21 protein-coding genes are annotated in these 25,267 nt (G+C 29.2%); 6 read left to right on the top strand and 15 right to left on the bottom strand.

Annotated elements, in window-relative coordinates:
• Positions 1–15: 15 nt before the first annotated feature.
• From dptF to ABJI11_RS13015, 5 genes are read left to right on the top strand one after another with little or no spacing between them, the layout of a single operon-like run.
• Positions 16–1,758 (top strand): DNA phosphorothioation-dependent restriction protein DptF, encoded by a 1,743-nt coding sequence (dptF, locus tag ABJI11_RS13035; protein WP_348352968.1) that lies wholly within the window; start codon positions 16–18, stop codon positions 1,756–1,758.
• On the top strand, positions 1,755–3,236 hold the full coding sequence (dptG, locus tag ABJI11_RS13030; RefSeq protein ID WP_348352965.1) for a DNA phosphorothioation-dependent restriction protein DptG: 1,482 nt from the start codon (positions 1,755–1,757) through the stop codon (positions 3,234–3,236). Before dptF ends, dptG begins: the two co-directional genes overlap by 4 nt.
• The gene (gene dptH, locus ABJI11_RS13025) at positions 3,184–8,373 is read left to right on the top strand and encodes a DNA phosphorothioation-dependent restriction protein DptH (protein ID WP_348352962.1); all 5,190 of its coding nucleotides are present in this window, start codon (positions 3,184–3,186) and stop codon (positions 8,371–8,373) included. The genes dptG and dptH overlap by 53 nt, the downstream gene beginning before the upstream one ends.
• Before the next feature lie 26 nt (positions 8,374–8,399).
• Positions 8,400–9,539, top strand: a complete 1,140-nt coding sequence (locus ABJI11_RS13020) for a DUF262 domain-containing protein (protein WP_348352959.1) — start codon at positions 8,400–8,402, stop codon at positions 9,537–9,539.
• Positions 9,539–10,330 carry an MAE_28990/MAE_18760 family HEPN-like nuclease gene (locus ABJI11_RS13015; protein ID WP_348352956.1) on the top strand — a complete coding sequence of 264 codons (792 nt, stop codon included), beginning with the start codon at positions 9,539–9,541 and terminating at the stop codon, positions 10,328–10,330. Before ABJI11_RS13020 ends, ABJI11_RS13015 begins: the two co-directional genes overlap by 1 nt.
• 12 nt (positions 10,331–10,342) lie before the next feature.
• Here the strand turns inward: ABJI11_RS13015 and ABJI11_RS13010 are convergent, their stop codons facing one another.
• The 6 genes from ABJI11_RS13010 to ABJI11_RS12985 all read right to left on the bottom strand — a co-directional run bounded on the left by ABJI11_RS13010 (position 10,343) and on the right by ABJI11_RS12985 (position 18,439).
• A complete protein-coding gene (locus ABJI11_RS13010) occupies positions 10,343–13,168 on the bottom strand; it encodes a tetratricopeptide repeat protein (protein ID WP_348352954.1) in 2,826 nt (941 codons plus the stop codon).
• A gap of 3 nt (positions 13,169–13,171) precedes the next feature.
• The gene (locus tag ABJI11_RS13005; RefSeq protein WP_348352951.1) at positions 13,172–13,567 is read right to left on the bottom strand and encodes a DndE family protein; all 396 of its coding nucleotides are present in this window, start codon (positions 13,565–13,567) and stop codon (positions 13,172–13,174) included.
• On the bottom strand, positions 13,551–15,644 hold the full coding sequence (gene dndD, locus ABJI11_RS13000) for a DNA sulfur modification protein DndD (protein WP_348352948.1): 2,094 nt from the start codon (positions 15,642–15,644) through the stop codon (positions 13,551–13,553). Before dndD ends, ABJI11_RS13005 begins: the two co-directional genes overlap by 17 nt.
• Positions 15,641–17,005 (bottom strand): DNA phosphorothioation system sulfurtransferase DndC, encoded by a 1,365-nt coding sequence (gene dndC / locus ABJI11_RS12995; protein ID WP_348352945.1) that lies wholly within the window; start codon positions 17,003–17,005, stop codon positions 15,641–15,643. The genes dndD and dndC overlap by 4 nt, the downstream gene beginning before the upstream one ends.
• Before the next feature lie 298 nt (positions 17,006–17,303).
• Positions 17,304–17,456, bottom strand: coding sequence for a hypothetical protein (locus ABJI11_RS12990; RefSeq protein WP_348352942.1), 153 nt, complete (start codon positions 17,454–17,456; stop codon positions 17,304–17,306).
• A 56-nt stretch (positions 17,457–17,512) separates the two neighbouring features.
• Positions 17,513–18,439 (bottom strand): hypothetical protein, encoded by a 927-nt coding sequence (locus tag ABJI11_RS12985; RefSeq protein ID WP_348352939.1) that lies wholly within the window; start codon positions 18,437–18,439, stop codon positions 17,513–17,515.
• Between the two features lie 421 nt (positions 18,440–18,860).
• Here ABJI11_RS12985 and ABJI11_RS12980 point away from each other — a divergent pair, with 421 nt between their 5' ends.
• On the top strand, positions 18,861–19,280 hold the full coding sequence (locus tag ABJI11_RS12980; RefSeq protein ID WP_348352936.1) for a hypothetical protein: 420 nt from the start codon (positions 18,861–18,863) through the stop codon (positions 19,278–19,280).
• Positions 19,281–19,302: 22 nt separating this feature from the next.
• On the opposite strand, the gene ABJI11_RS12975 is transcribed toward ABJI11_RS12980, so the two are convergent.
• From ABJI11_RS12975 to ABJI11_RS12935, 9 genes are all read right to left on the bottom strand, one after another.
• Complete coding sequence (locus ABJI11_RS12975) at positions 19,303–19,533, bottom strand: hypothetical protein (protein ID WP_348352933.1); 231 nt, start codon at positions 19,531–19,533, stop codon at positions 19,303–19,305.
• A gap of 52 nt (positions 19,534–19,585) precedes the next feature.
• Complete coding sequence (locus ABJI11_RS12970; RefSeq protein WP_348352930.1) at positions 19,586–20,170, bottom strand: ParA family protein; 585 nt, start codon at positions 20,168–20,170, stop codon at positions 19,586–19,588.
• Positions 20,167–20,427: a hypothetical protein gene (locus ABJI11_RS12965; protein WP_348352927.1), complete on the bottom strand. Its 261-nt coding sequence runs from the start codon at positions 20,425–20,427 to the stop codon at positions 20,167–20,169. The genes ABJI11_RS12970 and ABJI11_RS12965 overlap by 4 nt, the downstream gene beginning before the upstream one ends.
• Before the next feature lie 87 nt (positions 20,428–20,514).
• Positions 20,515–21,216, bottom strand: a complete 702-nt coding sequence (locus ABJI11_RS12960; protein ID WP_348352924.1) for a hypothetical protein — start codon at positions 21,214–21,216, stop codon at positions 20,515–20,517.
• A 19-nt stretch (positions 21,217–21,235) separates the two neighbouring features.
• Entirely contained in the window at positions 21,236–21,691 is a 456-nt protein-coding gene (locus tag ABJI11_RS12955) for a helix-turn-helix domain-containing protein (RefSeq protein WP_348352921.1), read from the bottom strand.
• A gap of 3 nt (positions 21,692–21,694) precedes the next feature.
• Positions 21,695–21,979, bottom strand: coding sequence for a helix-turn-helix domain-containing protein (locus ABJI11_RS12950; RefSeq protein ID WP_348352918.1), 285 nt, complete (start codon positions 21,977–21,979; stop codon positions 21,695–21,697).
• A 144-nt stretch (positions 21,980–22,123) separates the two neighbouring features.
• A complete protein-coding gene (locus tag ABJI11_RS12945) occupies positions 22,124–23,203 on the bottom strand; it encodes a hypothetical protein (protein WP_348352915.1) in 1,080 nt (359 codons plus the stop codon).
• A gap of 3 nt (positions 23,204–23,206) precedes the next feature.
• A complete protein-coding gene (locus tag ABJI11_RS12940) occupies positions 23,207–24,340 on the bottom strand; it encodes a site-specific integrase (protein ID WP_348352912.1) in 1,134 nt (377 codons plus the stop codon).
• Between the two features lie 173 nt (positions 24,341–24,513).
• Positions 24,514–25,267, bottom strand: a 754-nt coding sequence (locus tag ABJI11_RS12935) for a GTPase (RefSeq protein WP_348352909.1), incomplete at its 5' end; no start/stop codon positions are given.

The following is a 25,267-nucleotide window of genomic DNA, read 5'->3' as shown; positions in this document are numbered from 1 at the left end:
AAAAACAAAAGGCGTATGTTTAACAACGAGTTCTTTTTTGAACTTCAAAAGCTAAGAGAATCATCTAAAAATGCAGTTGCACAAGGGAATTCATCAAGCTTAGATTACTTTCAAGAATATCTTCATGTCAAACGCGAAGTTGAGATGGATCTATCTGAAAAAATAAAAGAATGTTCTAAATCTTCAAAGGCTGAACTCATTTTAGTATGTGGAAATGTAGGTGATGGTAAATCACACATATTATCCCATCTAAATAATGAACTAAAGGAATTTATAGATGTTTTTAAAATTCACAATGATGCTACAGAATCGCACAATCCTAAAGAAACTTCAAACGATACATTAAATAGAGTTTTAGATGATTTTAAGGATATTAATATTAAAACATCTAAAACAAAATTAATTCTAGCTATAAACTTAGGAACACTAAGTAAGTTTCAAGAAGACCATGAGTCTGATTATAATCAATTATTTGATTATGTTAAGGAACAAAATATTTTAGATGCCGATGTTATTTGCCATAAAGTAAATAACAAAATGAGTAATTTTCATCATGTGAACTTTACGGATTATCATATGTACTCTTTATCATCTGAAGGACCTAAATCTATAATAATATCTACATTATTAGAAAGAATTGTTGATAACACTCGAGAAAATCCAATTTTTGCGGCGTATGAAAACTATGTAGCATATTTTGAATGCGCAGAAAAGTGTCCAATAAAATATAATTACGAGTTTTTAATGAAAGTTGAGAATCGTGATATAGTAATAAATTTGATCATCCAAACTATCGTTAAAAATAAACTTATAGTATCAGTTCGTTCTTTGTTAAATTTTTTCTTTGAGCTAATTGTACCAATTAACTTGTCTTGGGATAATCTAGAGGTTTATACTTCAGAACTAAAAAAGCAAAAAGACTCAGATTTTTTCTTGAACATCATTCCTAATTATCTTTTTGAGCATCCAGAATTGTCTTCTTTGTTTAATGCTATCTCAAGATTAGATCCTTGCAGGCATCGCTACGAAGGTTTAGATTCAACTTTAATATTATTGATTAATTCAGATAATCCTAAAGAAGTATTTACAGAAAATATAAATAAAGCTACGCTGGAAGTCTTGAATGACAAAATATCAAAAGAGAGTCTATCTCGAGAAGAGATCACAAAATTATTTATTCGTTTAAAATATTTTCAGAGTTCAGAAAGGAGCCATAAACTAAGTAATACATATTACTATGAATTTATGTCATTGCTTTATGATTTTAATAACAATAAGAACACGGCTATTAAAGAAATTTATAAGCTAGTCGAAGAATCAGCTAGAAGATGGAATGGTGATCCAAAAAAGAATAACCGCGTTGTTATAAATCTTGGAAAGAATCAGTTAAAATACAGGATTCTTAAAGAATTTTCAACAAAGCCTTTTTTGGAAAAAAATCAAGAAACCAATAACCCTCTTATAACTAAATTCCTTCAGGAATTTACCTTGTCTTTTAAATTGAAAAAATCTGACATTCCATATAAAGTGCATATTGATTATAGACTTTATGAAATGCTAAATCGAATTTTAAAAGGGTATAGACCAAATAAGAAGGATAATAATAATTATATATCTTTTGTTAGTTTAATCAACAATTTTATTAGCGACGGTGATTCTGATTCTGTGCTCGAAATAGATAAAATTAACATCGGGAAACCTGCAGATTATGCTTTGACAGTTGATAGTTTCGGAGAATATAAATTTCAATTATTATGATAGATATTGAACTGAAAAAAGAGGGTAAAGATGGGCTTAGTAAGTTGTATTTTAAAGGAGGTAAATTTAGTCATGTAACTGGGTCTAAATTAAAGTTTTTACCATTTAATACTAAGTATACTAAAGATTGTAAATCAGACTTTAAGGTTTTTCAAGGTGTTGTAGGTGAGTGTTTCAGGATGTCAAACGATAAGCAGTTTAGTAAAGAATTAATAAAGGATAAAGAAAGTTCTTTTAAGACAAAACTTAAGAAACATATTCTTGAAGAAGCTGTTAATAGAGTTGATACTGAACATCCAGAGGATTTTAAGGAGGTTATAATTAATTTGTTTTTTGAAGAAGACGGTGATCTTATAAAGTTTAATAAGAAAATGCTGTCTTATATGCATTTTATAAATGAGCATGCAATACTAAAGGAAACTAGTAAGTTTTTTTACGATATATTTCTAAACACGAAAATTCTTAATAATAAAGATCTCGTGAAATCTGAAAATGACAACCTCTTTTATAAATTAATAATAGATAGCTTACCTGAATTAGAGGATAAGCCCAAAGCTAAATCCAACATAAAATACGCTAATGTTTTTGACGAGATAACTGATTTGTTTTTAAACGATTTTAATATTTTATCTAATCGAGAAGAATTGTTTTTAGAACATATTGAAGATTTGTTTAAATATTATTATTTCTTCTATTTAAGTCAAACGGCTATTAACTTAAATAAGTTTGGAGAATCTAAAAAGATTAAACCTATCTATTTTTCAATGGATTGGGAAACCTTATCAGAAACAAGGAAATCTTATAATTTTGGATGGAAGCACACCTTATTGGATTTAGAAAATTTATTTTCTCATGCCAACACTTTAGAGCTATTAAATTATATTTCCATAGATGGAGAAAAAATAGGAGATTATGCTAAAATCGTAGAGCGATATAAAAAACTGTCAGGGGATGAAGCAAAAGATTTTGTTTTAAAAGTAAAGGAGTTATCAGATTTCTATAAACCACAAATTGAATCCTTAAAAAGCCCCTTTAAAATAGGGAAAAACTGGTTAGATTGTGAAAATTCTCTTTCTAATAGGTTGTCTACGAAAAAATTAAATAATGAACTACAGATAGAAATCTACTCTCTCTTTTATAGAATTGATTATCAGTTTCGAAATTCACAACGAGACAAGCCTTACAGTGATTATTCAAACTGGTTAATAGATTTTTTTAAATCTAACTACACAAAATTTAGAGGAAGGTTAGGTTACACAACATCAATAAATCAAGAGACATTACTGTTTCTTACTAAAATTTGTCTGGATAATAAAGATAAAATTAGACTCAAATCTTTGTGGCGTGAGCTGGAAGAAAGAGGTCTTTCTTTTGATGAAACATCAAAAGTTGAAATTGTTAAACTATTTGAACGAATCAATTTACTTGAGAAAAAAAGCGATAGCGGAGATGCACAATATGTCAAATCAATTATATAAATATATAACGACACTCATTGTCGATTATTTCGAGTCACAGAATATTAAACCAGGAGAAAGGTATAACCTTTATTTAGAGAATGATAACCACGTATCGGGTATTTATGAGTCTTTTTTAAGGATTACTTCTTTACCCGTCCAGAGATTTAATTACAAGCATCCAGATGGTGACCGGCTGTATGAAACAATTTATATTGAAATAGGTGAAACAAAAGTAATTATTTCGTCTAGCGTAAATGCATCGGAAGATTACTTTACAATGCTTCGTAATCAAGTAGCAGAACAAAAAGGCGCATTTAAAGATACTGCAATTTTAATATTGTTTAGCGGAAAATTAGATAGTTTGATTGGAGGCTCTGGTAGTTTGCTAAAAGAAGGAATGCCTTTGTATTATAAAAATTTTAAACAAAAAATCAGTGATGATATTGATAGTAGTACATCTCTTAAAAGGCATGAAAAACTAACACTAAAGGAAGTTCTTGACCGTAAGACTAATAGTGTTGTAGAAGATAATAATACAATTTTTGATTACTCTGGTGTAATATCCTCAATGTCTAGAGGGAAGATTCATGATGAAGATTTTTCCAAATTAGGATTATTTAAGAATTCTGAGTTAGAAACAATTTCGGACACTAAAAAAATAAAAACAATTTTAAGTTCCACTTTTGAATTATATGAAAATTTAGAAAATATTTTTTTACAAGGTCATCCTGAAATTGAGTTGGAGCGTTTAGTTTCAGAAACTGGTAAGCAGAAAATACTTAAAGCTGATAAATGGAATGATTTTGAATATCCAGAAATTGAAAGATGGATTGACGCTAAAAAGAAAAGAGTAGCGCCTAAGTTCGATGACAATATAAGTGATGATGCATTTATTAAAATTTGGTGCAGACCTGAGGGTGATACTGCTTCAAAAAATAGAACGAAAAATATTATCATTTTTAATCCGTCAGAAGAGTTTCCTGTAAACTTTGAATTGAAATGTGACCAACCTACTAAAACAGCAGGTATATCCATTCAAAATAATAAAGACTTAACTTCTGTTTTAAGTAGTGGTAATAGTTTAAAAGTAAAAATTGATCGGTTCAATCCAGATGAATTATTTACTGAAATTTTATACAAAGACAAGGAAACAAAGAAAACATATAGGTTTAAAATTCTTTGCTTGCCATATTCTGAATTACTTTTAAATAAGTTTGAAAATAATTATTTAATATCTAAAGAAGGAGCATTAATTATAGCTGAAGGTAATGATGAGTTTCTCTCATTCAATACTGGAAGTGATTCAAAATTTGAAACTACACTTCTTACAGATAGTGAACATACTATAAATGATAATACTGAATTAAAATTAAAAATTGATTATGATAATCTTCCAGAAGATAACATTATCAGTTTTTGTTTAAACCTAGAAAAGTTTAGCCTACTTGTTAATATAAAGCCAGAATCTGATCCTCCTAAGCCAATTATGGGAATTGATGTTTGGAAAAATAAAAGACAATTTGAAAGCCACTATAAATTTATTCTTAATGAAGACAGTCTAAAATTGTCATTTAATAATAATGAATATCATGTTAAAGGGGATTTTAGAAAAAATTTGCTTTTAGAAAAACAAATTATTGAAAGTAAAGGATTTTCTTGGGAAGAGCTCTCAGGTAAACAATTGCATAGTATCTCTCTAGAAATAAGTGATAGATTGAAACAATCTTTTAATGATTTAAGAGATTATTATCTTAAAAAAAAGTCGCTACCTAGTCTAATGTTTCTTAAAGATGATTTAAAGAAACTTGCAGAAAAATATGTTGAAATTTATTATGAAGAATTAAATAAGATTGAAGAAGATAGACCGCTACAAAAAAGTGAAAAAGATTTAGTGTTACTTGGTGTTATCCAAGAAAAGTACGGTGACGGTTTAATTAAATATTCACCTTTGCATCCTATTAATATTGCATATCAATTAAATCTTAATGGACAGTTAAAACAAGAGGAAATATATAATGCTATATTAAAAAGACTTAATCCAGCCAACTTAGTTCCCTATATAGAGTTACAAAAAAATAAAGTATTCACTCAAATTGATTCCATCGATACTCCAGAGTGGATTAGTTACTCAAAAATGCAGGATTCAGAGCAAGCTGCTCCTAAAGATTTTGTAAGCAAACTAGTTACTACGAAAATAGAAAACTTTACATATAATTTTGATTTTTTATTTTCTCAATCTAAGTATTCTCCTATCAAATTAAATGTTGTCAACTTAGGAGATTGTAAAGAAGTTGTTCAAGGTTTATTTGAGTATTATAAAAGATATTTAAATAAACATTTATCTAGTAGACCATCTGATCTTTTGACTATTGATATTAATATTTACGGTTCAGATCAGTTAGTTTCAAAGTTTGAAGAATTATCTTACTTTAATAATGTTGAGGATATTGAAAGTCGACTTAAAATTAATCTAAAGACAAGTAATTTTGAAAAAGAAGATTTATTAAATATCTTTTTAGAAAAAGTTAATTTTTACAGTAAGCCAATTCCTAAATCAAATGAAAAATACGAATATTCGCATATCACTTTTTATCAGTTTAACCGTGTAAAATCGGGTAGTTCATCTAATAAACCTTCTCAAGTTAAGTCAGGTTTATCTCTAAATGGATTAATGGCTGATATCCCTTCGACGCCAATTGCAGAAATTTATAAATCAGGTTTTGGTTCTAAAGATTTGCCTTCAGATAAGTCAACTTTAATTAAACTTGTTTGCCTTTATAATTCAGCAATGAATGTTGTTGCAAACGAAGATAATTATGAAGTAGACAAAGCTATTTGTACTACAATCAATTTTCAAGTTAAGGAAAAACTCGAAAATTTATATATAAACTCGCAATGGGTTACATTTATTGATCCAAAAGTAGATTTAGACTTCTTTCAAGAAGAAGATGATTTAGTGATTATTCATTACAGCGACCAGTTTAATAATTCAAGCGGTTATGATTCTATTACTGTTTCAAGAAAGACTAGCCAATATGCTAATATTGTAGCTGAATTTTTAACCAAGAATAAAGTTGAATACAATACTAGTACAGATACCATTAAGGTGATTAACTTTTTTAATGCTATAAATGGTGACTGGCTACTAAAACTTATTAGGCAAGACAGTCAATTCCCTCGGGAAAAAATTAGTTTGCTATCTGGCATTAAGTTGGCCTTAACTTTTCTTTATACCCCAAACATTATTTGGGTTCCTGTTTCTTTAGAGGAAATTCTACGTGTTTCTGGTAGTGCCGGTCTTAATATGCAAGACGGACTTTTCTCCACCAAAAATCTAAGAACAAAAGAAAGCTCCTTCAGTGACGACTTGTTGATGATAGGTCTTGAAAGAAAAGAGAACGGGGTTTTACAAATGCATTTATATCCTATCGAATTGAAAATAGGAGGGAGCAATCTTATTAGAAAAGGAATTGAACAAGGTAGACGTACCGCTAAACTTATACGTGAGCATGTTTTAAAGACAGGATTCCTCGGTGAGTTTTATCGTAATTTTTTCGCAAAAATAGCATTGACTAGTGCTGAAAAAATGAAGTTGTATAACGTTTGGGGAGAGCAAAATTGGAATCATGTCATAGATGATTTTAGATATGATTTAATGAATAACAATTTTATTATATCTAAAGAGTTAGATTCAAAATATGGTTCTTTTGGTGTAATTCATTTTGGTAAGGAATCTTTACAAAGAAGAATAGAAATTAATGAAGACTATGTGCTTTCTAGATTATTTGAAGAAGACGGTTATAACTTTTTAGTTAAATCTATAGAAGATTTAATTGAGTTGTTTCATAAGAAAGAAACTGGTATAGAAAAAAAGAACCTTCTTATCAATAGATTCCCTAATAATGCTGAAGAAAGTAAACCTGTCGAAGAGATTCAAGATCAACCAGAAGAAGCAAGTGATAAAATTAAAATACATGTTAAAAGTGTCGAAGAACTCCCTTCAAAAACAAAAGAAGGTATTAAAGTTTTATTTGGTTCTGAGTTAAAGGATGATTCTAAACAAGTTATTTGGGAGCCTAATAATACCGATAAAGTAATGCATACCAATACTGGTATTATTGGTACTATGGGTACTGGTAAAACCCAATTCACCAAATCTTTAATATCTCAATTGGTGACCAATCAAGATAAAAATATTGGTCCAGATAAACTTGGGGTTTTAATTTTTGATTATAAGGGTGATTATATTAAAGATGATTTTGTGAATGCAACTTCAGCAAAAGTTTATAATCCTTTCCATTTGCCATATAATCCATTGGCATTAGATGCTACAGAGCAATCTAAACCAATGCTTCCTTTGCATACGGCAAATGATATTAAAGAGACAATCTCTAATGCGTTTAATTTAGGTAACGTTCAAAAACAAAAATTAAGAGATGCTATTATAGAGGCATATGAAGCTAAAGGAATTTATAAGGCTAAAAGAAATTCTTGGACGCTACCTCCGCCTACCGTAGGTGATGTTTGTGATATTTATATGCAAGACGAAAAAGTAGCACAAGACAGCTTATATGCAGCCATATCTAACTTACAAGATTTTGAGATTTTTGAACCAGATGTTTCAAAAACTAAATCGTTGTATGATTTGGTAGAAGGCGTTACTGTAATTAACCTTTCTGGATATGATGAATCTATTCAAAATTTAATTGTAGCAATTACCTTAGATGCTTTTTACACGCAAATGCAAACGCATGGGCATAGTATTATAGAAGATGGCAAAAGGCAAATTAAAAAGATGATATTAGTGGATGAAGCGGATAACTTCTTAAGTAAAAACTTTAATTCTATAAAGAAGATATTAAAAGAAGGTAGGGAGTTTGGTGTTGGTACCGTATTGTCTACACAGTTTTTAAACCACTTTTCTACAAGCGAAAATGATTACTCTAATTACATTTTAACATGGGTAATACACAGAGTAAGTGAAATTAAAACAAAAGAAGTAGAATCTCTATTCTCGATTGGATCTAGAAATCAAAGAGACAATTTAATAAAAACAATTAAAGGATTAGAAAAGCACCAAAGTATTGTAAATCTAGCTGGTTCACCACCTATTTTGATAAAAGACAAGGCTTTTTGGGAGTTGTTAAAAGAATAATTTATTAAATATTTAATAAAAATAAAATGGCATTAAAATTAAACAAGATAGAAGAAATTGAGAAAAAACTTAGAAATGGTATTTTTAATTTAATTCAAGAAAGAAATGATTTTTTATTACCACAAGTTATAGATTTTGTAAAAGTAAAAGAATGGATGAATATTCAACCAGAATATCAACGTAGAAGAGTATGGGACATTAAAAGAAAATCTCAATTTATTGAATCATTATTAATGAATGTACCAATTCCGCCTATTTTTTTATTAGAATGGGAGTATGGAAGATATGAAGTAATGGACGGGCAACAAAGATTAGATGCTGTTATTTCGTTTTATGCCAATGAATATAAGTTGACAGGTATGAAATATTGGACAGAACTAAATGGATTAAGTTATAATCAATTTTTGCCATTAGTTAGAAGAGCTTTAGATAGAAGGAGAATTAGTGCTACTACTATTATGACTGAAAGTGTTGTAAATGATGATGACAAATTAGACCTTCGAAGACTTGTATTTGAACGATTGAATACTGGTGGCATGAAATTAAATTCACAAGAGATTCGAAATTGTATTTATTCAAGTAAGTTCAATAATCTAATTGTAGATTTATCTGGAAATGAAATGTTTACTAAAGCATGGAATATTCCATCTCATTCAGATAATATTAGTGAAGGGAAAATTACCGATAAACTTTCTAAGAATACACTATTCAGAAGAATGGGTGACTGTGAGATAGTTTTAAGGTTTTTTGCTTTATTTGAATCTAAACATATTAAAGGTAGTTTAAAAACAATGATGGATGGAGCAATGAATCGAAGATTATACATTACAGATGATGAAATTAAAGATTTGCAAGAATCATTCATTAATTCCTTAGAATTAACAAATGAAGTTTTTGGAGAAAAAATGTTTCAAATAACAGATTCGACAACTGGAAAATCTACTCAATCTATTAATTTTTACGATGCTATTACAGTGATTTTTCATGATCTTCGTTCTAAATCTGATGAAATAATAGAAAAAAAAGAAGAAATATTAGAATTAGTTCAAAATTTGATAGCTGTTCCAGAAAATTACGAAAACCTTGTTAATAGGAGAGGTAGTTCTACCGAAATTTCGGCAATGAAAGCATTCTTTAAAAACGAAATAATCAATTTACTAGATTAATGGCTTCAATTGATACAATTAAAATTAATTTTCACTCCGTAATATCTGAGATTAGAGGCTGTGTTGATTATTATTCAAATAAAGGTGAAGTAACAAATGCAATAAAATCAAGTTTGAGAACTGATGAAGGAGCACGTTATCACAAAGGTGTTATAGACGATAAATTTATAAAGATAAAATTTAGTTCAGATATATATTACAACTCCTTTTTCGTATTACTATGCGCTTCTTATGAGAACTTTTTAACGGAAACATTAAAGGAATCTTTGAATAGATTGAGTGTGTGTAAGAATAAATCACTAATTCCCGAGAAATTGAAACGAATGAATACAAAGTTTTCTGGCTCGTTACTTACTACACTAGATAAGAAACCTTCTCATTTAAGAATTGATTATAACGAAATAATAGAAAACCTCAATAAGGGAATTGATGGAAAAGGAGAATATCAGTTTAATAAAGAAATCGTTTTTTATGTTAAAGGTATATTGAAATTAGAAAGCTTTATCGATTTTTTAGATAAATTTGATCTTGAACTAAAAATAGAGAAATTTGCTAATACAGAAGAGTTTAAATCATATTTTGAAGAAAGAAATAGGGAATCTGAACGTGTTTTAGAAATTGAAAATAAACATAATTCCATTTTTAGAATAAGAAATAATATTGCTCACAATGGTCGTAGTGCAGATGTAACTAAAGAAAAACTTATTGAAGTTCTTAATTTTCTGGAGGCATTTACAAATGGTCTTTCAAAATTAATTGATAACAGTATTAAACTCAAGTATTCCGAATAAAATCAAAAATATTTAATCCAAATTCTCAACTTCTGAAAAAAGCCTTCCTCTAGTTGTGTTTTCTATTCCCTTAAATTCTAACCACAAAGCTAACCACTTGAATGGGTCATATATTTCGTGCTCAACTTCTCCTCCGTGTAAATAACAATAACTTTTAATAGACTGGATGTCAGCATCTAATAGATTTTCTTTGTTGGTTGAGGCTATTATTTTGGTAATATTTAAAAAGAACCAAGGATATGAATACATAATAACTTCATCTTTTTTTACTTTTATTAGTACCTCATTAGCCCAGTCATATGTCAAATGCAAATAATCTGTAAAACTTATTAATTTAATTATATTCCAAAGTTTATAGATTTGTTTCCTAAATAATCCAGCACTTAAATTATACTGTTCGGTGTTGGGATTTAATTTTAATCTAAGTTCAATTTCTTCTTTTAGATCATTTAATCCACATTTAATAATATGCTCATTTATAAAATCAAAACACATTTTAGGATAATCAACTCTTAACCTACCAATTTCCGAAAGAGAATTACCTATATATTCTTTTTGACCAGTATTTATAAAGCCAAGTAAAGATTCTTTATAATTATTTAATGCTAGATTAGGTTGCCCTGTAAAAGCGTAGCAATTAGCAATATGATGGATACAAGAGAATTGATTCGAGTAATCTTTTAGTTCAGAATAAATATTTGAAGCTATTTTGTAATACTTTAAAGCCTTTTCATAATCTGTAAGATGGTTTTCATAAACTCTTCCTATCTCAGCATTAAAAATAGCTGTATTAGATTTTTTATAATCTGATTCTTTTGATTTTGATAACAAGTCTAAGCCTTTTGTAAATAATGATATAGATTTATCTGGTTCGTTTTTCATTATTAACTCTCCTTCTATTAAATACAGATGAATTGATTTTGAGTCGTCCTTTAATTTTGAATTACAAAACTTCATCTGTTCCAGACTCTTTTTAGCATTTTCTATGTCGTCATTTTTATAATAAAGTTGTGCGAGCATAGTGAAGTCTTCAATAGCTAAATCATATTCTCCCAGTTTCATATGAGCTTTAGCTCCCTCTTCATTAATTTTTAATCCATATTGATAATGTCCTCTAGTAAATAAATATTTATATAAAGAACCAGCAAAACCTGTAATAATTCTCAAATAATCTTTTTCATCAGAATACTTTAAACAGTCTTTACAATATGCTGAGTGAATAGAGTTTTTAATTGCATTTATATAATTTGGTAATTCAACATCATACCTTAACATTGCAAAATCCCAATTTTCAGTTAGAACATTTTGTTTGTAAATAAAAAATGCTTCATGCATCAAAAAGCTAAATGCTTCTATTTTTAATTGATGCCAAACCTTTATTGATTTTAATCTACTCTCTGACTGAATAAACTGTCTGATAGGATTTAGCAACACAATTCTAGTTTCATTTAATAAGTCATATTCGATCTCAATTAGGTTAAACTGATTTAGTCTTGCTATAATGAAATCAACATCATCAATATATACATCATCTATAAGAAAGTCTTTTGCAAATATTTCGAGACTAAAACTCTTACACCCAACTGGAAAATTTGTTAAAAGAGCTAGTATGGATTGTTCAGATAAATTAAGGGTTTCATAACATAATTTTAAAGATAGGTTTAATGAAGACTTAGCATTTTGTACTTTTCTTAAAGGAGAATTGATTAGTTCAACACCTTTCTCTTCTAGCTTCTCTTTTACCTTATGAGGATCTCTATAAAAAGAAGTTAAACCAGCTAATAATTTTATAGTTAGAATATGACCATTTGAAAATTTAGTAATCCAATTTAAATTTGTAATATCAAAATCTGGTAAAGTATTTTCTAAAAACAATTTTGTCTCATCTTCTGACAAGCCATTCAACCTTATTGTTTTGACTTTAAATGATAATGCATCCACGTTAATTTGAGAGGTTATCATAAACTTAACTTTAGAAGTGTAACGTATTAAACTTTCTAAAAAGTTTAATGTTTCATCTCTATCACCTATTAATAAGCTCTCTAATCCATCTAAAACCAGAATTAAATCACTTTCATCTAAAACACTAAATAAATTGGAAATTGAGCTTACATTAAACTCATTTAAAATTTCAAATATTAAATCTTGAAGTAAATTAAATTTTTCTGTTTTAAACCATTTTACTTGATGCTTGTATCCTTTTAACGACTCTATTAACAACTCAGTTTTACCAATTCCTCCAATGCCTGAAAGAACAATAAATTTCTCTTCGTTAATTGCAGAATGTATTTTCTTTATATAATCTTCTCTACCAATAAAGCTTAATTCAGGATTTGGAAGAGTTCGCAAAGAATCAACCGTTAAATCCTCTTCAGATAATAGAGTTCTTTTTAATTTATCTGTTAAGTTCTCTTTTATTTTAATAATTTCATCTCTTGGGATAATTCCGTCATCATACTTGATGTGACAATCGGTGCAAAGTCTTATTAAATTATGATGAAAATGTGAAAATGAATCTGACCAAGGAATAATATGAGCATCATCCATTCGATGCCCAGAGGTACATCTAGCACATTGTCCATTTGATTCTACTTTAAGAAATTCTTTAATAAACTTAGGAATGGTAGGTCTTTTTTCTTTAGGGTCTTTCACCCATTTTTCTTTTAAAAAACTTTCAAACTCATCTAAATCAAATTCTTTAAACTTAATTTCTCGTTTACCTGAAATAACTTTTAACTTACGACCTTTAACTCCTGCTCTAACATAAGAATATAAAAGTTCTTTTGTTATACCAAGTTTTAATGCAGCTTGGTTTTCGCTAAGGAGTTTATTCATCATCTATTATATTATCATTTGTAAACCACTTTCAATCTTCTCAACCAGAAAATCAAATCCATCAATATTAGATCGTTCATTAATTTCTTCATTTAATAATTGAAGACCATCATCAATATGCATTTTAATATACTTAGGTAAGTCTTTATCTGTTTTATATAAATTATAATGAACACATATTAAGCCTAAATAATAATCGTAATATTCCCCAAAGAGTACAGACTTAGAATACCCTTTACCTGTAGAGTTACCAATATTACTTAACTCTAATGTTCTGTCTTTAGATAAAGAATAAGCCAATGCTATTCTAGCAATTACATTTTCTGTACCTAGGCCCAAAGTACGTGTTAACTGAGAAACAATTTCCTTATTTTCTTTTGTAGTACTAATTTGAGTAAACATCTGCTTCTTGTTTTAAATGGTGAAATAATTTGTCTACAGGGTATTTTTTAAAGCTAGAACCGTCGTTGCTATTTTCTATAACAAAAACTTTGTTCACGTTGGGTTTTAAATACTCATATTCCAATTCAGATAACTCTTTTTCTAGTAATGGAAATAAAACCACTTGATCTGAAATTGCCGGATAAAACTCTTTAATAATGTTCTTAGAATGGTATTTATCAAATTTCTGTAGAGGACTATCAATAAATACAGGAAACTTTATGCCAGACTCATCTACTAATGCTTTTAACAGTGCTGTTGCATATAATTGCTGCTCTCCTTTAGAAAGAGAATTTTTATCCATTACATCGCCGTTTTTGTCTAATAAATCAATATCCATAACATCATCTAAAACATTTACACGAACATCATAGATGAAATCTTTTTTATGCATAATTTTATTTAAACCAAGTAGAATCGATTTCTGCAAAGAATACTTTTTATCCTCCTTGATCTTTTTAATAATGACAGTTATTTTTTGCAATAGCTTTTCTGTAACCTCAAATTTCTTTTGATCAGTATTAATGAGTTTAAAGTTTTTCTCATATTCAGATAAGACCTTGCTGTTTGAAGCTAAATTTGTTTTTAACCCACCTAACTCTTCAATTAGCTTAATTTTATCTTGTATTAAGCTTTCAACTTTATTATCGATAATAACTTTTTCATCACGTAATTTAGACGCGAGATGATTATCTTTTCTAGCTTCGGCTTGTCGAATACTTTGTTGTACTCTAGATAACGCAATTCGATTATTCTTAACGTCTTGTATTACAGTATTAAATTGACTGGAGAAAGCACCTTTTATGTTGCTATATACAGCCTCAAAACTTCTATACTGTTCATTGGTAAAATCTAAAAGTATTTTTCCTTTTTTCTTATCTACAATATTATCCTCTTTTTCAGTCAAGGTTACTTTTAAAGCCTTTTCGACTTTAGATTTAGAATCTCCATCTAAGTCCAGTAAATTTAATTTCTCTAAAATGGATTTTGAAAAAACAGTAAGCTCTTCAAGTAATACATCTTTATTAATAGTGCTAGATCGTGTGTTGTGCTCGTGAATTAATTGTTTATTTAATACAGCTAATTTTTTACCTGCAATAACTAACGGAGCAATTCCTAGTAATTTTTTAAGGTTGTTTTTAATTTCGGCAGATTTTTCTTTTAGGGAATCTCGTTCAGCTTTCATTTCCTGAAGTTCCTCTAAAGTGATACCATTTCCTTCTCTAATTAATTTTTCTTGAAGGTTGTCGCTATTTATTTTATGGCTTAAAATCTCTTTTTCAATGATAGCAATCTTATCTGTATTGATTTCTATTAAACCCTTTAATTCCTTCTCTTGATCAACAAGCTCTACTAATTTTGTTTGTTGTTTAGGAGAAGCTCCACTTCTTCTAAGTTTTGTCAAAAGCGTTTCTAAATTCCTTTTTAGGTCTTCATACTTTTTAATACCTAATACTTCAGAATAAGCTTTACTCAAATTTCTTAACTCAGCCTTGGATTGTGCTTCTGCTAAAGAAACAATCTTTTCTGCATCAAAAAAGAAAAATTTAGCAATCTCTCTAGGTAGAATGAAATCATTAATAAAAACTTCGTAACCAACTTCTTTGGTTAATTCATTTTCCAATCCGTCAATTAAAATCCGTAAATCTTCTTTCTCTGTATGTATATCATAAGATCTTTTTAAAACAACAGATTTACAAGGTATTGAAGGTATTAAGATATCTGTAAGTTCAACTTCAATAGAAAAAGATGCATCACTTTCATTAGCACTATTAGATTTTACATCACGATTTAATAAAGTCTTTAGAAATTTATCATAGCCTCCAGAAGTCTTAATATCTTTACGATATTTATCTTCCACTTCGCTCATCATTTTTCCATAAAACACCCAAATTAAAGAAGTTAAAAAAGTGGTTTTTCCAAAACCATTTTTACCGGCAACAATGCTAATATTTTTATCAGATTTTGGAGAAAATGTAATTTCGTTAATCCCTTTATAGATTCTAAAATTCTCAAATTTTATTCTATTTATTTTCATTTTTTTGAAGGATTTACGAAGTTTTCAATTCTCTTTTCTACATCATTATGCAATCCATATTTAGAAATCATCAATGTTTTAGTTTCTTGTAAAGAAATTAAATTATCAATTAAATCATAATAACCTTTATCATCCTTACAAACATCTCTAAGTATTCTTCGTTCAGTATCATCAAGAGACTTAATGTTATTGGTGTTGATATCTTTATTGAAGATTTCTTTATAAAGTTTACCAACTGTGTTGTCAAAAAAACCATCTCTATTCCAAATAACTTGTATTGCTATTAATTCTTGATTGTTAATTAAAGTAACGTAAGGTCTTTCCTTTTGAACTTTCTTCTGAACTTCTAATAAATCCTTTAAAATTTTATATCTATATTCATCATTGTAATTTCCGTTAAAGCTTCCATCTTCTCTAACAGCTTCTTTTCCATTTCTACGAGTATTTGATCTATTTTCTGATAAATTACGGTTCTCTACTAATCTATTACGAAAATCCAGTAATGGTTGCATCCAATTTTGACCTTTGTCAACCAATGCTGTCATTGACTTATCAGTTTTCACTACAGTACAAGTCCAGCAACCAAAACGGCTTTGACCACATGAGCTATGCTCCTTGTTAACAACAACCGTTGGGCATTCATAATCATCGGCACTTGCATCTGCATATATTTTAAATAGAATAGAGTTATCAAATCCCCAAGGTGATTGCACCGTATTAATGACATACCAAACCTCTTCTAAAAACATATCTTTAATAGGTGAGTATACGTATGTATTGGTGGTGGTTTGATGTCTAGATAATCTGCTGCCAGTGACTTCATGTTTTTTCATAGAGCGCTCTCTTGTAGCGCTTTCTTCGTATCTAGTGCCTAGTAAAACAATAGCCTCTCCTTTTTCGTCAATTTGCTCTAGTAAAAAACTTGATGTTGGTCTAATTTTTAGTTTATCGGTACACCATCTAAATGCATTATTTGGAACTGGATATCCTTTGCCTATAACATTAACCCAAAAACTCTCCTCTAGCTTAGGTGTAGTTTTTTGAACAAAAATTGGTAAATCTTGATCTCTTGCCGCTTCACTTATAATAGCAAGTACATCTTCCACGTAATTTGCTATAATAGGATTTTCGACCATTGTATCGTTACAAACCACATATACTTTCCTTTTTAATTGAAAGGGAAATGGCATTTCTTTTCGAATTCTCTGTAATGCAATCCAAACTAAAGTTAGTAACACGGTTGAGTCTTTTCCTCCACTAAATCCAATAATCCAGGGTCTGTCAGAAGTGTCAGCATAGACGTATTGATCAATAATTTCATCAATAATTCCTTCGATTTTTTTACTTCTAATTTTAATCATTTACTCAAAAAATATTTTTTTAAAAATTAAGATTATTTTGTGTTGTAGCCAACAGTGTTTCATTATTACTATACAATATATATCAACAAAAATATTTAAAATATAAGCTGTTGCCCTGAAATAAAAATGATGTTTTATATGCGTTCTATTTCTTGATTTTTAAAACGCTATTGATATATATGCAAAAATAATTCTAAGTTTTTATATTCTCTGCTATGCCTAGATTTATATTTGAGTTTTGCCTTTGATAAAAGTATAATATTGTAAAACTATTGTTTTTTATTAAAAACCTGTTTTATTATAGGGCACGTATTTCTTTATCAGATAACCAGTGGTTTTTAGACACTCTTTTTTTATTGTTGTCTTTCTTAGTTGTTTGAGGAACTACCTGTTCTAATAATTTTTCGATTCGATCTAAGCGTGGGTCTATAGATTTAAGTGAGACATCCATAATGAATTTATTCTAAGTTTATATATTTTAATTTTGACAGCAGATGTTTAAAGTAACTAAAGCTCTTTAATAATATCTGAAATGTGTTTTGGTTCGTTAGAAGTATTAATATTGATGACTTTTAATATATTGTCAGATGGGATAATGGATAAGTATGCATTACCATTCTCCATACGTTTAACACTGTAAGAATAACCTACACCAGCTTTAAATGTAACATCTCTATCCAATAAAACTATGCCATTAAAAAGATTATCAATTGTTTGTGGTTGAGTGTTTTTTTGCATCTCAAATTCTATTGATGTATGAACGGGTTTTACATATTCATTTATTGGTGGAGATTTTCTGGTAGTATCTAAATAATCCTTTATTCGTGTTTCTATATTTTCTGGTAAATAAAATTTTTTAATACTGTTGTCATAGTTATAGGTTAAGTCTATCAACCAAAACTCATTTGCTTTAAAAAGTATTCTCCAATACTCTTTGTTATTTAGTTGCTTTAAGCGAGTAATTAATTGGTGGGCGTTTGGAGCTTTTATCATTTTAAGCAAGTAATACAGTTCAGCTCTTGTAAAATTCTCTATTAATTTATGTTCAATAGCGTAATTAAACTTCCAATTTCTTCTTTTTACTATTTGCTCCTTAGCATGCTCTAAATTCTCAATTCTTAAGACTTCTTTTTTATCTAGGCAATTCTTACACTCCCAAGAAGAACTGAGATATAAATTGGCTCTTGTTTGAGACGATGCTATAAATTCATATGCAGTTTTACAACTTGTACATTTTATTTTTAAAATGAGATGAGAATGTTCACGGGCAATGTAAGATACATCTAGGATTGTCAAGGAGAATTTTTTTGCTATTTCTGAAGGTTTGTTACTAAACTTGCCATTCTTAATTAGCCAATAGTCATTAATGATTTGATTATCAATGATGGTCAAAGACTTTGATTTTATTATGATATCTAAATGATTATTTTCCATAAAAAAAGCGTGGAACCGAACTTGTAGGTAAGGAGGTATCGCCAGACACCCATTCGCCAAACAAGAACAGCCCACGCAGAACATGGGCGTCTTAGTCTTGATTACGGCGAATTAAAAAAACTGGCGATTTTCCTAACCAAATCAAAAGCTAATCGCTTTTGTATTTTATGTTTCTTCTATGTTCCTTATAGTATTGATTTAAATTCTATTTCAAATTTAACCAATTCTTCTTCAATCAGTTTAAGATTATTAAATAGATAAGTTAGGTGTCGCTAATTGATCTAAATCTACTATCAATGATTTAATTGCATTTTTATAATATTATTATTTTATCATAATATGCTATTAGTACATTATCATAATAGTACTTTATAATAATATTATATTTTTACTATGGCTTTAATGAAAGGTTTAGAAACATATGAAAACAGCAAAAACAATAGTTGATTTACTCTATTACACAGAAGATGAGGATTTGGTAGTTAACTGTGTGCAATTGGGAGTAATTGGGGTGTTTGAGGGGTTTTTAGTCAATAATATTTTAAGTGAAGAAGTTGTAATCAAAGCTTTTGAGGAAAAGTTAAAGCATCGAATTTCTAGATTCAAAAACAAAATTGCTTTTACCGAGAATCTATTTCTTGATGGATCTTGGGATATTACTGGTAAAACTATTGGTCCAAAACCTTTTGAATATTTTACAGAAAAATACTCATACCTAGAGGATACGTTAGCAATTGAGAATATAAAAAGGATTTCTTATACATATGAATATCCAATTGAAACCATTCAGAAAATACAAAGCTTGTATAAAGATATAAACAGAATATTAGGGGAGGCGTAGAGCAAACTGCGTTAGTGACAACTTACTGTAAATATTCTTCTAGTAGTGTGGTAATTATCTCTTTGTAACCTACTCCTTCCTGTATAGCTCTAAGTTTTAATCGGTTTTTGAGAACAGGATGTATATTAAAATTGCATTGAACCATATCTTTATTAATGCTTTCTTTTACAGGTTTGATCTCCTGTATTTTATAATCAATTGTTTCTTGTTGAGCACGAGTTATAGAGTCGTGGATGGAATTATTATTTTTCATATAAATGTAGTTTTATAGAAATCTATAATTATAGTAAACTACAATTGTAGATTCAATTCAATAAGTTCTTTACTTCTAGTGTGAGATTGTCTATTTGTCTTTGAGCTTTTTTGTCGTTAAAAACTCCTTTTAGAGCAACTGACCTAGTGAATGAGACCAAGTCGCTAAGTCTTGTTTTTGCTATTTTAATCTTGTGAGCAACCATAAAATTCAATACTTCTTCAGTAAGTGTAGTGTTATGCTTAATCATGTTGAGGACAATTAATGACTTATGCTTCATTTTTTCCTTTTCAATTAAATGCACGGTGCCACTCATGGCTAAGACATCTAATATGCCGGCTCTGGTAGGTATAATGATCAAATCAGCAAGTCGAATTAATTTAGGCAGGTCTTTCTGCAGGTATGGAGGGCAATCTATTATAATAATATCATACTCTTGATTTGGATATAAAAGATATTGTTCATTGGTGATATTGAACTTTGTATATTGATTTTTCAACAGAATTAGGCTACCCTGGTGGTCCAAATCTATCACCGCTACCTTAAATTCTTCACTAAGGGTAATCGCTAAGTTTAGTGATAATGTAGACTTGCCAACGCCTCCTTTACTGTTTGTGCATAGAATATATTTATTCATTTTTTAATTATTGATTTTAAATAGTTTAACGAAGAACTCCCTTCAGCTTGTCCATAATTCCCCGTTGCAATTTCATGTTCGTTTAGATAAATTGACACAGGTTTTAGTTTGTCATTTCTATTAAGTTTCCTTGTTCCTAATATAGTTTTCTTTTGTTTCATTTTTATCATAATCGAGTTTTGAGAGAATGATTTTACTCCGCTACAAGCGGCAAGAAGTTTTATGGTTTCTGAATTTTGAGGGACCGTAAAACACATCTTGCCAATTTATTCGCTCAAAATATTTACAAACTATTTTATTTGGATTTATTCGCTGGCTAAAAAAGAAAATTTTAGTTCTTTGAGTTAGCGTCTGCTATCACCACTTTTGTATAATGGAAGTAGATTAAACATTTCATAAAATCGATCAGCTACGCGTGGACCATAGCGTTGATTTATTTCATCAATAGTTAAATTACTGGTGATATGTGTTTTTATTCCTCTTTCAATAAAATTATTATATCGAGCTTCAATTATTCTAATAAAAATGTCTTCTTTTCCAAAAACAAAAACATTGTTGGCATGTATTTCTGCGCCTAAATCATCAAATATAAAATTGCCTTTTGAGTAATATTCGATAATATATTCTTTATTCTTATTGATATTATACTTTTGAACAACTTCACTAGTTTGAATCATTGGAAGCCAAATTTGAGATAGATTATATTTTATTGCAATTCTTTGTAGAATTTTCAAGCTGGTAGTCTTTCCACTTCCAGGATTTCCATAAATAAATAGCCCTTTGTCCAAATTAGCTCCATCTTGGTTTTCAAATGACTCGTCTCCGGTAAAATATTGACAGAATAATTCAAGAAATCGTTTGTTTTCTGAATCTACTTCAAATTTTTTTCTTCTTTCAGCGTATAATGATTTGGCTTCTTGGTAAAAAATTTTTTTAAAATAGGCTAAATCTAAAGGCTTTATCATTTTGGATTTTTTTTCTCTACTTACTGTACGACTTATAAATAGTTTTTGTATTCCCTCTTTGGTTGATATCAAACGATTCATTTTTTTTTTTTTTTTAGATTCATTTTAAAGGTTTTCTACTGTTCTTTTTCTTCAATTTTTCTTTTGTTTCTTTAATAAAATAATCTGGTTTGTTAATTGGTTTTATATGTACGCCATTATTGTCATGGCTGCCTAGACATTTTTGTCTAGGCAGGTTAGACATTTTTGTCTGTGCTGTATGGACACGATTGAAATCGGTTATTAGACAACTTCTTAGGTATCGTTTTCTACCATCAAATGCATATTCCTCTATCCAGCCAAGTTCTTTTAATTGGCTAATTAATCGAGAGACCTGCCTAATCGAAATTTTCAGAAAACTTGATATATATTCATTTGACATAAAACATTCTTGTCCATTAGCGGTGAAACTGTGAATTTCCAGAACCAATATTTTAGCGGGCCAATTTAATTCCGTATTCAGATAAATAACTCTAGGTATCCAAATTCCCGTAAATTGCCTCTTATCTTCTTCCATTTTTTAATTGGAGTTACGTAAGGCGTATGCATTAGCTTCATCATCAATCTCTGTTTTAGATTTATGATGATTTCTTAGAAGCCAAGCATCCAATTTTAATCGGTCAAAGAAAATCGCTTTGCCATTTGGCTTACTATAGGGAATAACATTTGCTGAAGTTAATTTGCGTAAATAAGAAATCTTGTAGCCGGTATAAGTACAACATTCCTCAATTGTTAAAACTGCTTTAGTGCCTACAAGGAGTTTTTCAATATTATCTAGTCTGTCTATTAATAAATTAATGTCCATTTTTTAATTTTTATGAATTAAATGAACAAAGCGCTTTGATTCTTTTCGTTAACTGAGGTCAAAGAAAGTCAGAACATAAAGTAGAAGTTGTAAAAATAGAAAAATAGAAATAAAATATTTTTTAAAATACTGATAGTCATAAGTTTAAAAACTTAAAATAGAATTGAATAGTTTGTCAATTTGCTTGTGTTTTTCGTTGTTAAGTAGACTATTATCGGAATTGAGTCTTGTTATATCACCATGAAATTGGTCTAATAGTTCATAGTCCATTTTGAGTTTTGAAAATACAGTTTGAATGTCAGATATGATTGCTCGATTTCCGCTAGCTTTCAAAATCTTATTTTCAGAAACAAGGTTTTTCCTTACTTGTTCAGTAATTATATTATTCTTTTCGAGTAAGTATAATATATGAGCTAAATGATTAAATGTTTTGGGATAAAAAGGCTTAGTGATTTTACCTGACTTTGATTCTAATAGATAAATTATATCCACTTGAGAAGGTTTCTTTAGGTAACTAAATATAAACTCTTTCATCTTTACTTTATCATATTTTGGTTTTATGAGATGGCTTATTGAATCTTCTGATAGTAGATGAAAATCTTCTTCTAATTTTATTATTTCAGCGACAAAGGGCTTTAAGTAATTGAAAGCTATATCGGTTTCTATTTTTTTCATTAGCTCTATTCTAAAAAGAACCAAGTCAATTTGTTGTATAATGTTATTTTTCGCTTTTAAAAAAAATAAGAATTGAGTAAAGATTATTTTTTCTAAACTATTGTTAAGATTTTGAAAATGAAAAGCTCCATTTAAAGCATATGCCTTAATTGTAGTTATGTTTAAGATATAGTCAATACTGTAATTAATAAAATGAGTTTTTTCTTCATGCCAAATATTAGTTGTCAGACTCTTTTCGGGAATATACCAGGCTATTTGCTTAAAGCTTTTGAAAATAATTTCATATAACAACTGAAGGAGTTCATTATTTAAATAAGCTGGTGTATTTTTTATGTGGGGATAGTTGTTCGTCAGATTTTCGTATAAATCTAAAACCTTGTTGTCAGAAAGAACTTTTTCAAAAAAATTTGTTTTTTTTTGATTCAAGGATAGGGCAATTTTAGTTTTCAACTCATTTTCCTGAGAATTTGAAAATTGTATTACAGAACAGTCTTTGATTAATATGTTCTTTAGATGATTGAAGTCTACTTCGCAAAATTCTTTTTCCATAGCTTAAATTTTAATACTAAGTTTTGGGATTATTTCTGCAGCTTCTTTCATCTTCTTGTCGATAATCTTGGCGTAGATTTCGGTGGTTCGAAGCTCCTTATGGCCAAGTCGCTTTGATACCGTGTATATATCTGCTCCATTTTCAAGAAGTAATACCGCATTAGTGTGTCTGGCACTATGAAAAGTTATGTGTTTCGTAATACCTGCTCGCATGCACCAGCGAAGTATTTCAGCATTAAAGTGCGCACCATATTTCAGACCTTGAAATACTTTTTCGCTTTCGCCTCTACGTTCGCCCATAAGTGAGCGTGCCTGGTCTGAAATATCTAAGTATTCAAGACCGTCCGTTTTTTTTTGTCTAAAAATTATTCTTGCTCCGTTATCTTCATCGCGAACTTCTGACCATTTCATTTTGTCTATATCGCTCCACCTGAGAGAAGTTAAACAACTAACTATAAAAGCATTTTTTAACACAGGATATTTACATTTTGTATTGGCCATTTTGGTCAGTTCTGAAAATGTAAGATATTCACGCTGAGACTCTCCTTGATCAAAGGATTTTACAGATTTCTTTAAATCGATATCTAAGTACTTATCCTCAAATGCTAGTCTTAAGCAAGCTCTGAACTTGTTGAAATAAGTGTATTTAGTGTTTTGAGATAGGGGTGTGCCCGATTTAGTTCTTGCTTTTACATCAAGATATTTTTTATAACCTTTTACGAAACTCTCGTCTATTTCTTCAAATGATAAATTTATTGGACAATAAGCCTCTAAGTGTAAGCCGGCAGCATCCCAATTATCATAATTACCTTTACTTTGATATTTATCTTCCTTGATTTTATGGTAATATTCAAGAAAATTGGTTTTCTTTTTTCGTGTATTTTTAATTTGATATTTACCTTGAATATGTTCAGCTTGGCGTATAGATAGAATATTTTCAGCTAGAAGAAGCGTTTCTTTATTTCTTTGTTTTATGCTAGCTGAATTAGATGAATTATCTAAGTATAAATCGAGATACTCGAAAGTTCTTAAGAACTTTCGTTTCCCTTCTGGAGTTATAACCGAGCCATTGTAAAATTCTATATAAAGACTTTCTTTATTATTTTTAAGTTTCTTCTTTCGTAGTATAATTTTCATGGTAGATACACATTTTTGCATCTTCTCATATTATTTATAATTAAAGATACACTTGAGCATCAACTAAAGTAGTATAAACATCATGTCAAAAGAAACGAAAATCAAAACAATTTAATGTAAGTTATTGACAATTAGACTTTGGTGGGATGTTGGTGGTATATTCGTTTACCTATTTACTTCCCGATACAAAAATTAGCAAAAATATTCCCTAACAACTCATCATTCGTAACCTGCCCTGTGATTTCGCCCAAATGATAAAGAGCTTCTTTGACATCAATCGCCATTAAATCACTTGAAAGTTCTGCTTTCATTCCAAACTGTACTTTTTCAATTTCTTCCAATGCTTTCAACAAAGAGTTGTAATGACGAGTATTAGTAACAATGGTTTCGTTATTACGTAATGCTCCGGTATTTACAAATTCTAACAGGCTATTCTGTAATTCTTCAACACCTTCTCCTGTTTTTGCAGATAGGTATTTTACATCATCTAAATAGGTGCCTATTTTATTTTTATCATCCTCAGAAAGGGTATCTGCTTTATTGACCAATAGAACTAGAGGTTTTAATGGATTCTGATTTTTTATTTTCTCAAAATCGATTACTATATTTTTTAGTTTCTTATCATCAGCTAAAAGCTTTGATCCATCAACTAAAAGTAAAACGACCTGGGCTTGTTCTATTTTTTCAAAGGTTCGTTTAATACCCATGCCTTCTACAACATCTTCTGTTTCACGAATTCCCGCCGTATCTATAAATCTGAAACCTATACCTCCAATTGAGATTTCATCTTCAATGGTATCACGGGTTGTTCCTGCAATGTCTGAAACTAGAGCGCGCTCTTCATTTAAAAAGGCGTTCAAAAGAGTAGATTTTCCAACATTAGGTTCGCCAACTATAGCAACAGGAATTCCGTTTTTAATAACATTT

Source organism: Maribacter sp. (assembly GCF_039968975.1).
Classification (GTDB): domain Bacteria; phylum Bacteroidota; class Bacteroidia; order Flavobacteriales; family Flavobacteriaceae; genus Maribacter.
The sequence above is the reverse complement of the archived record's forward strand: the minus strand, read 5'-3'. Positions and strand labels throughout refer to the sequence as shown.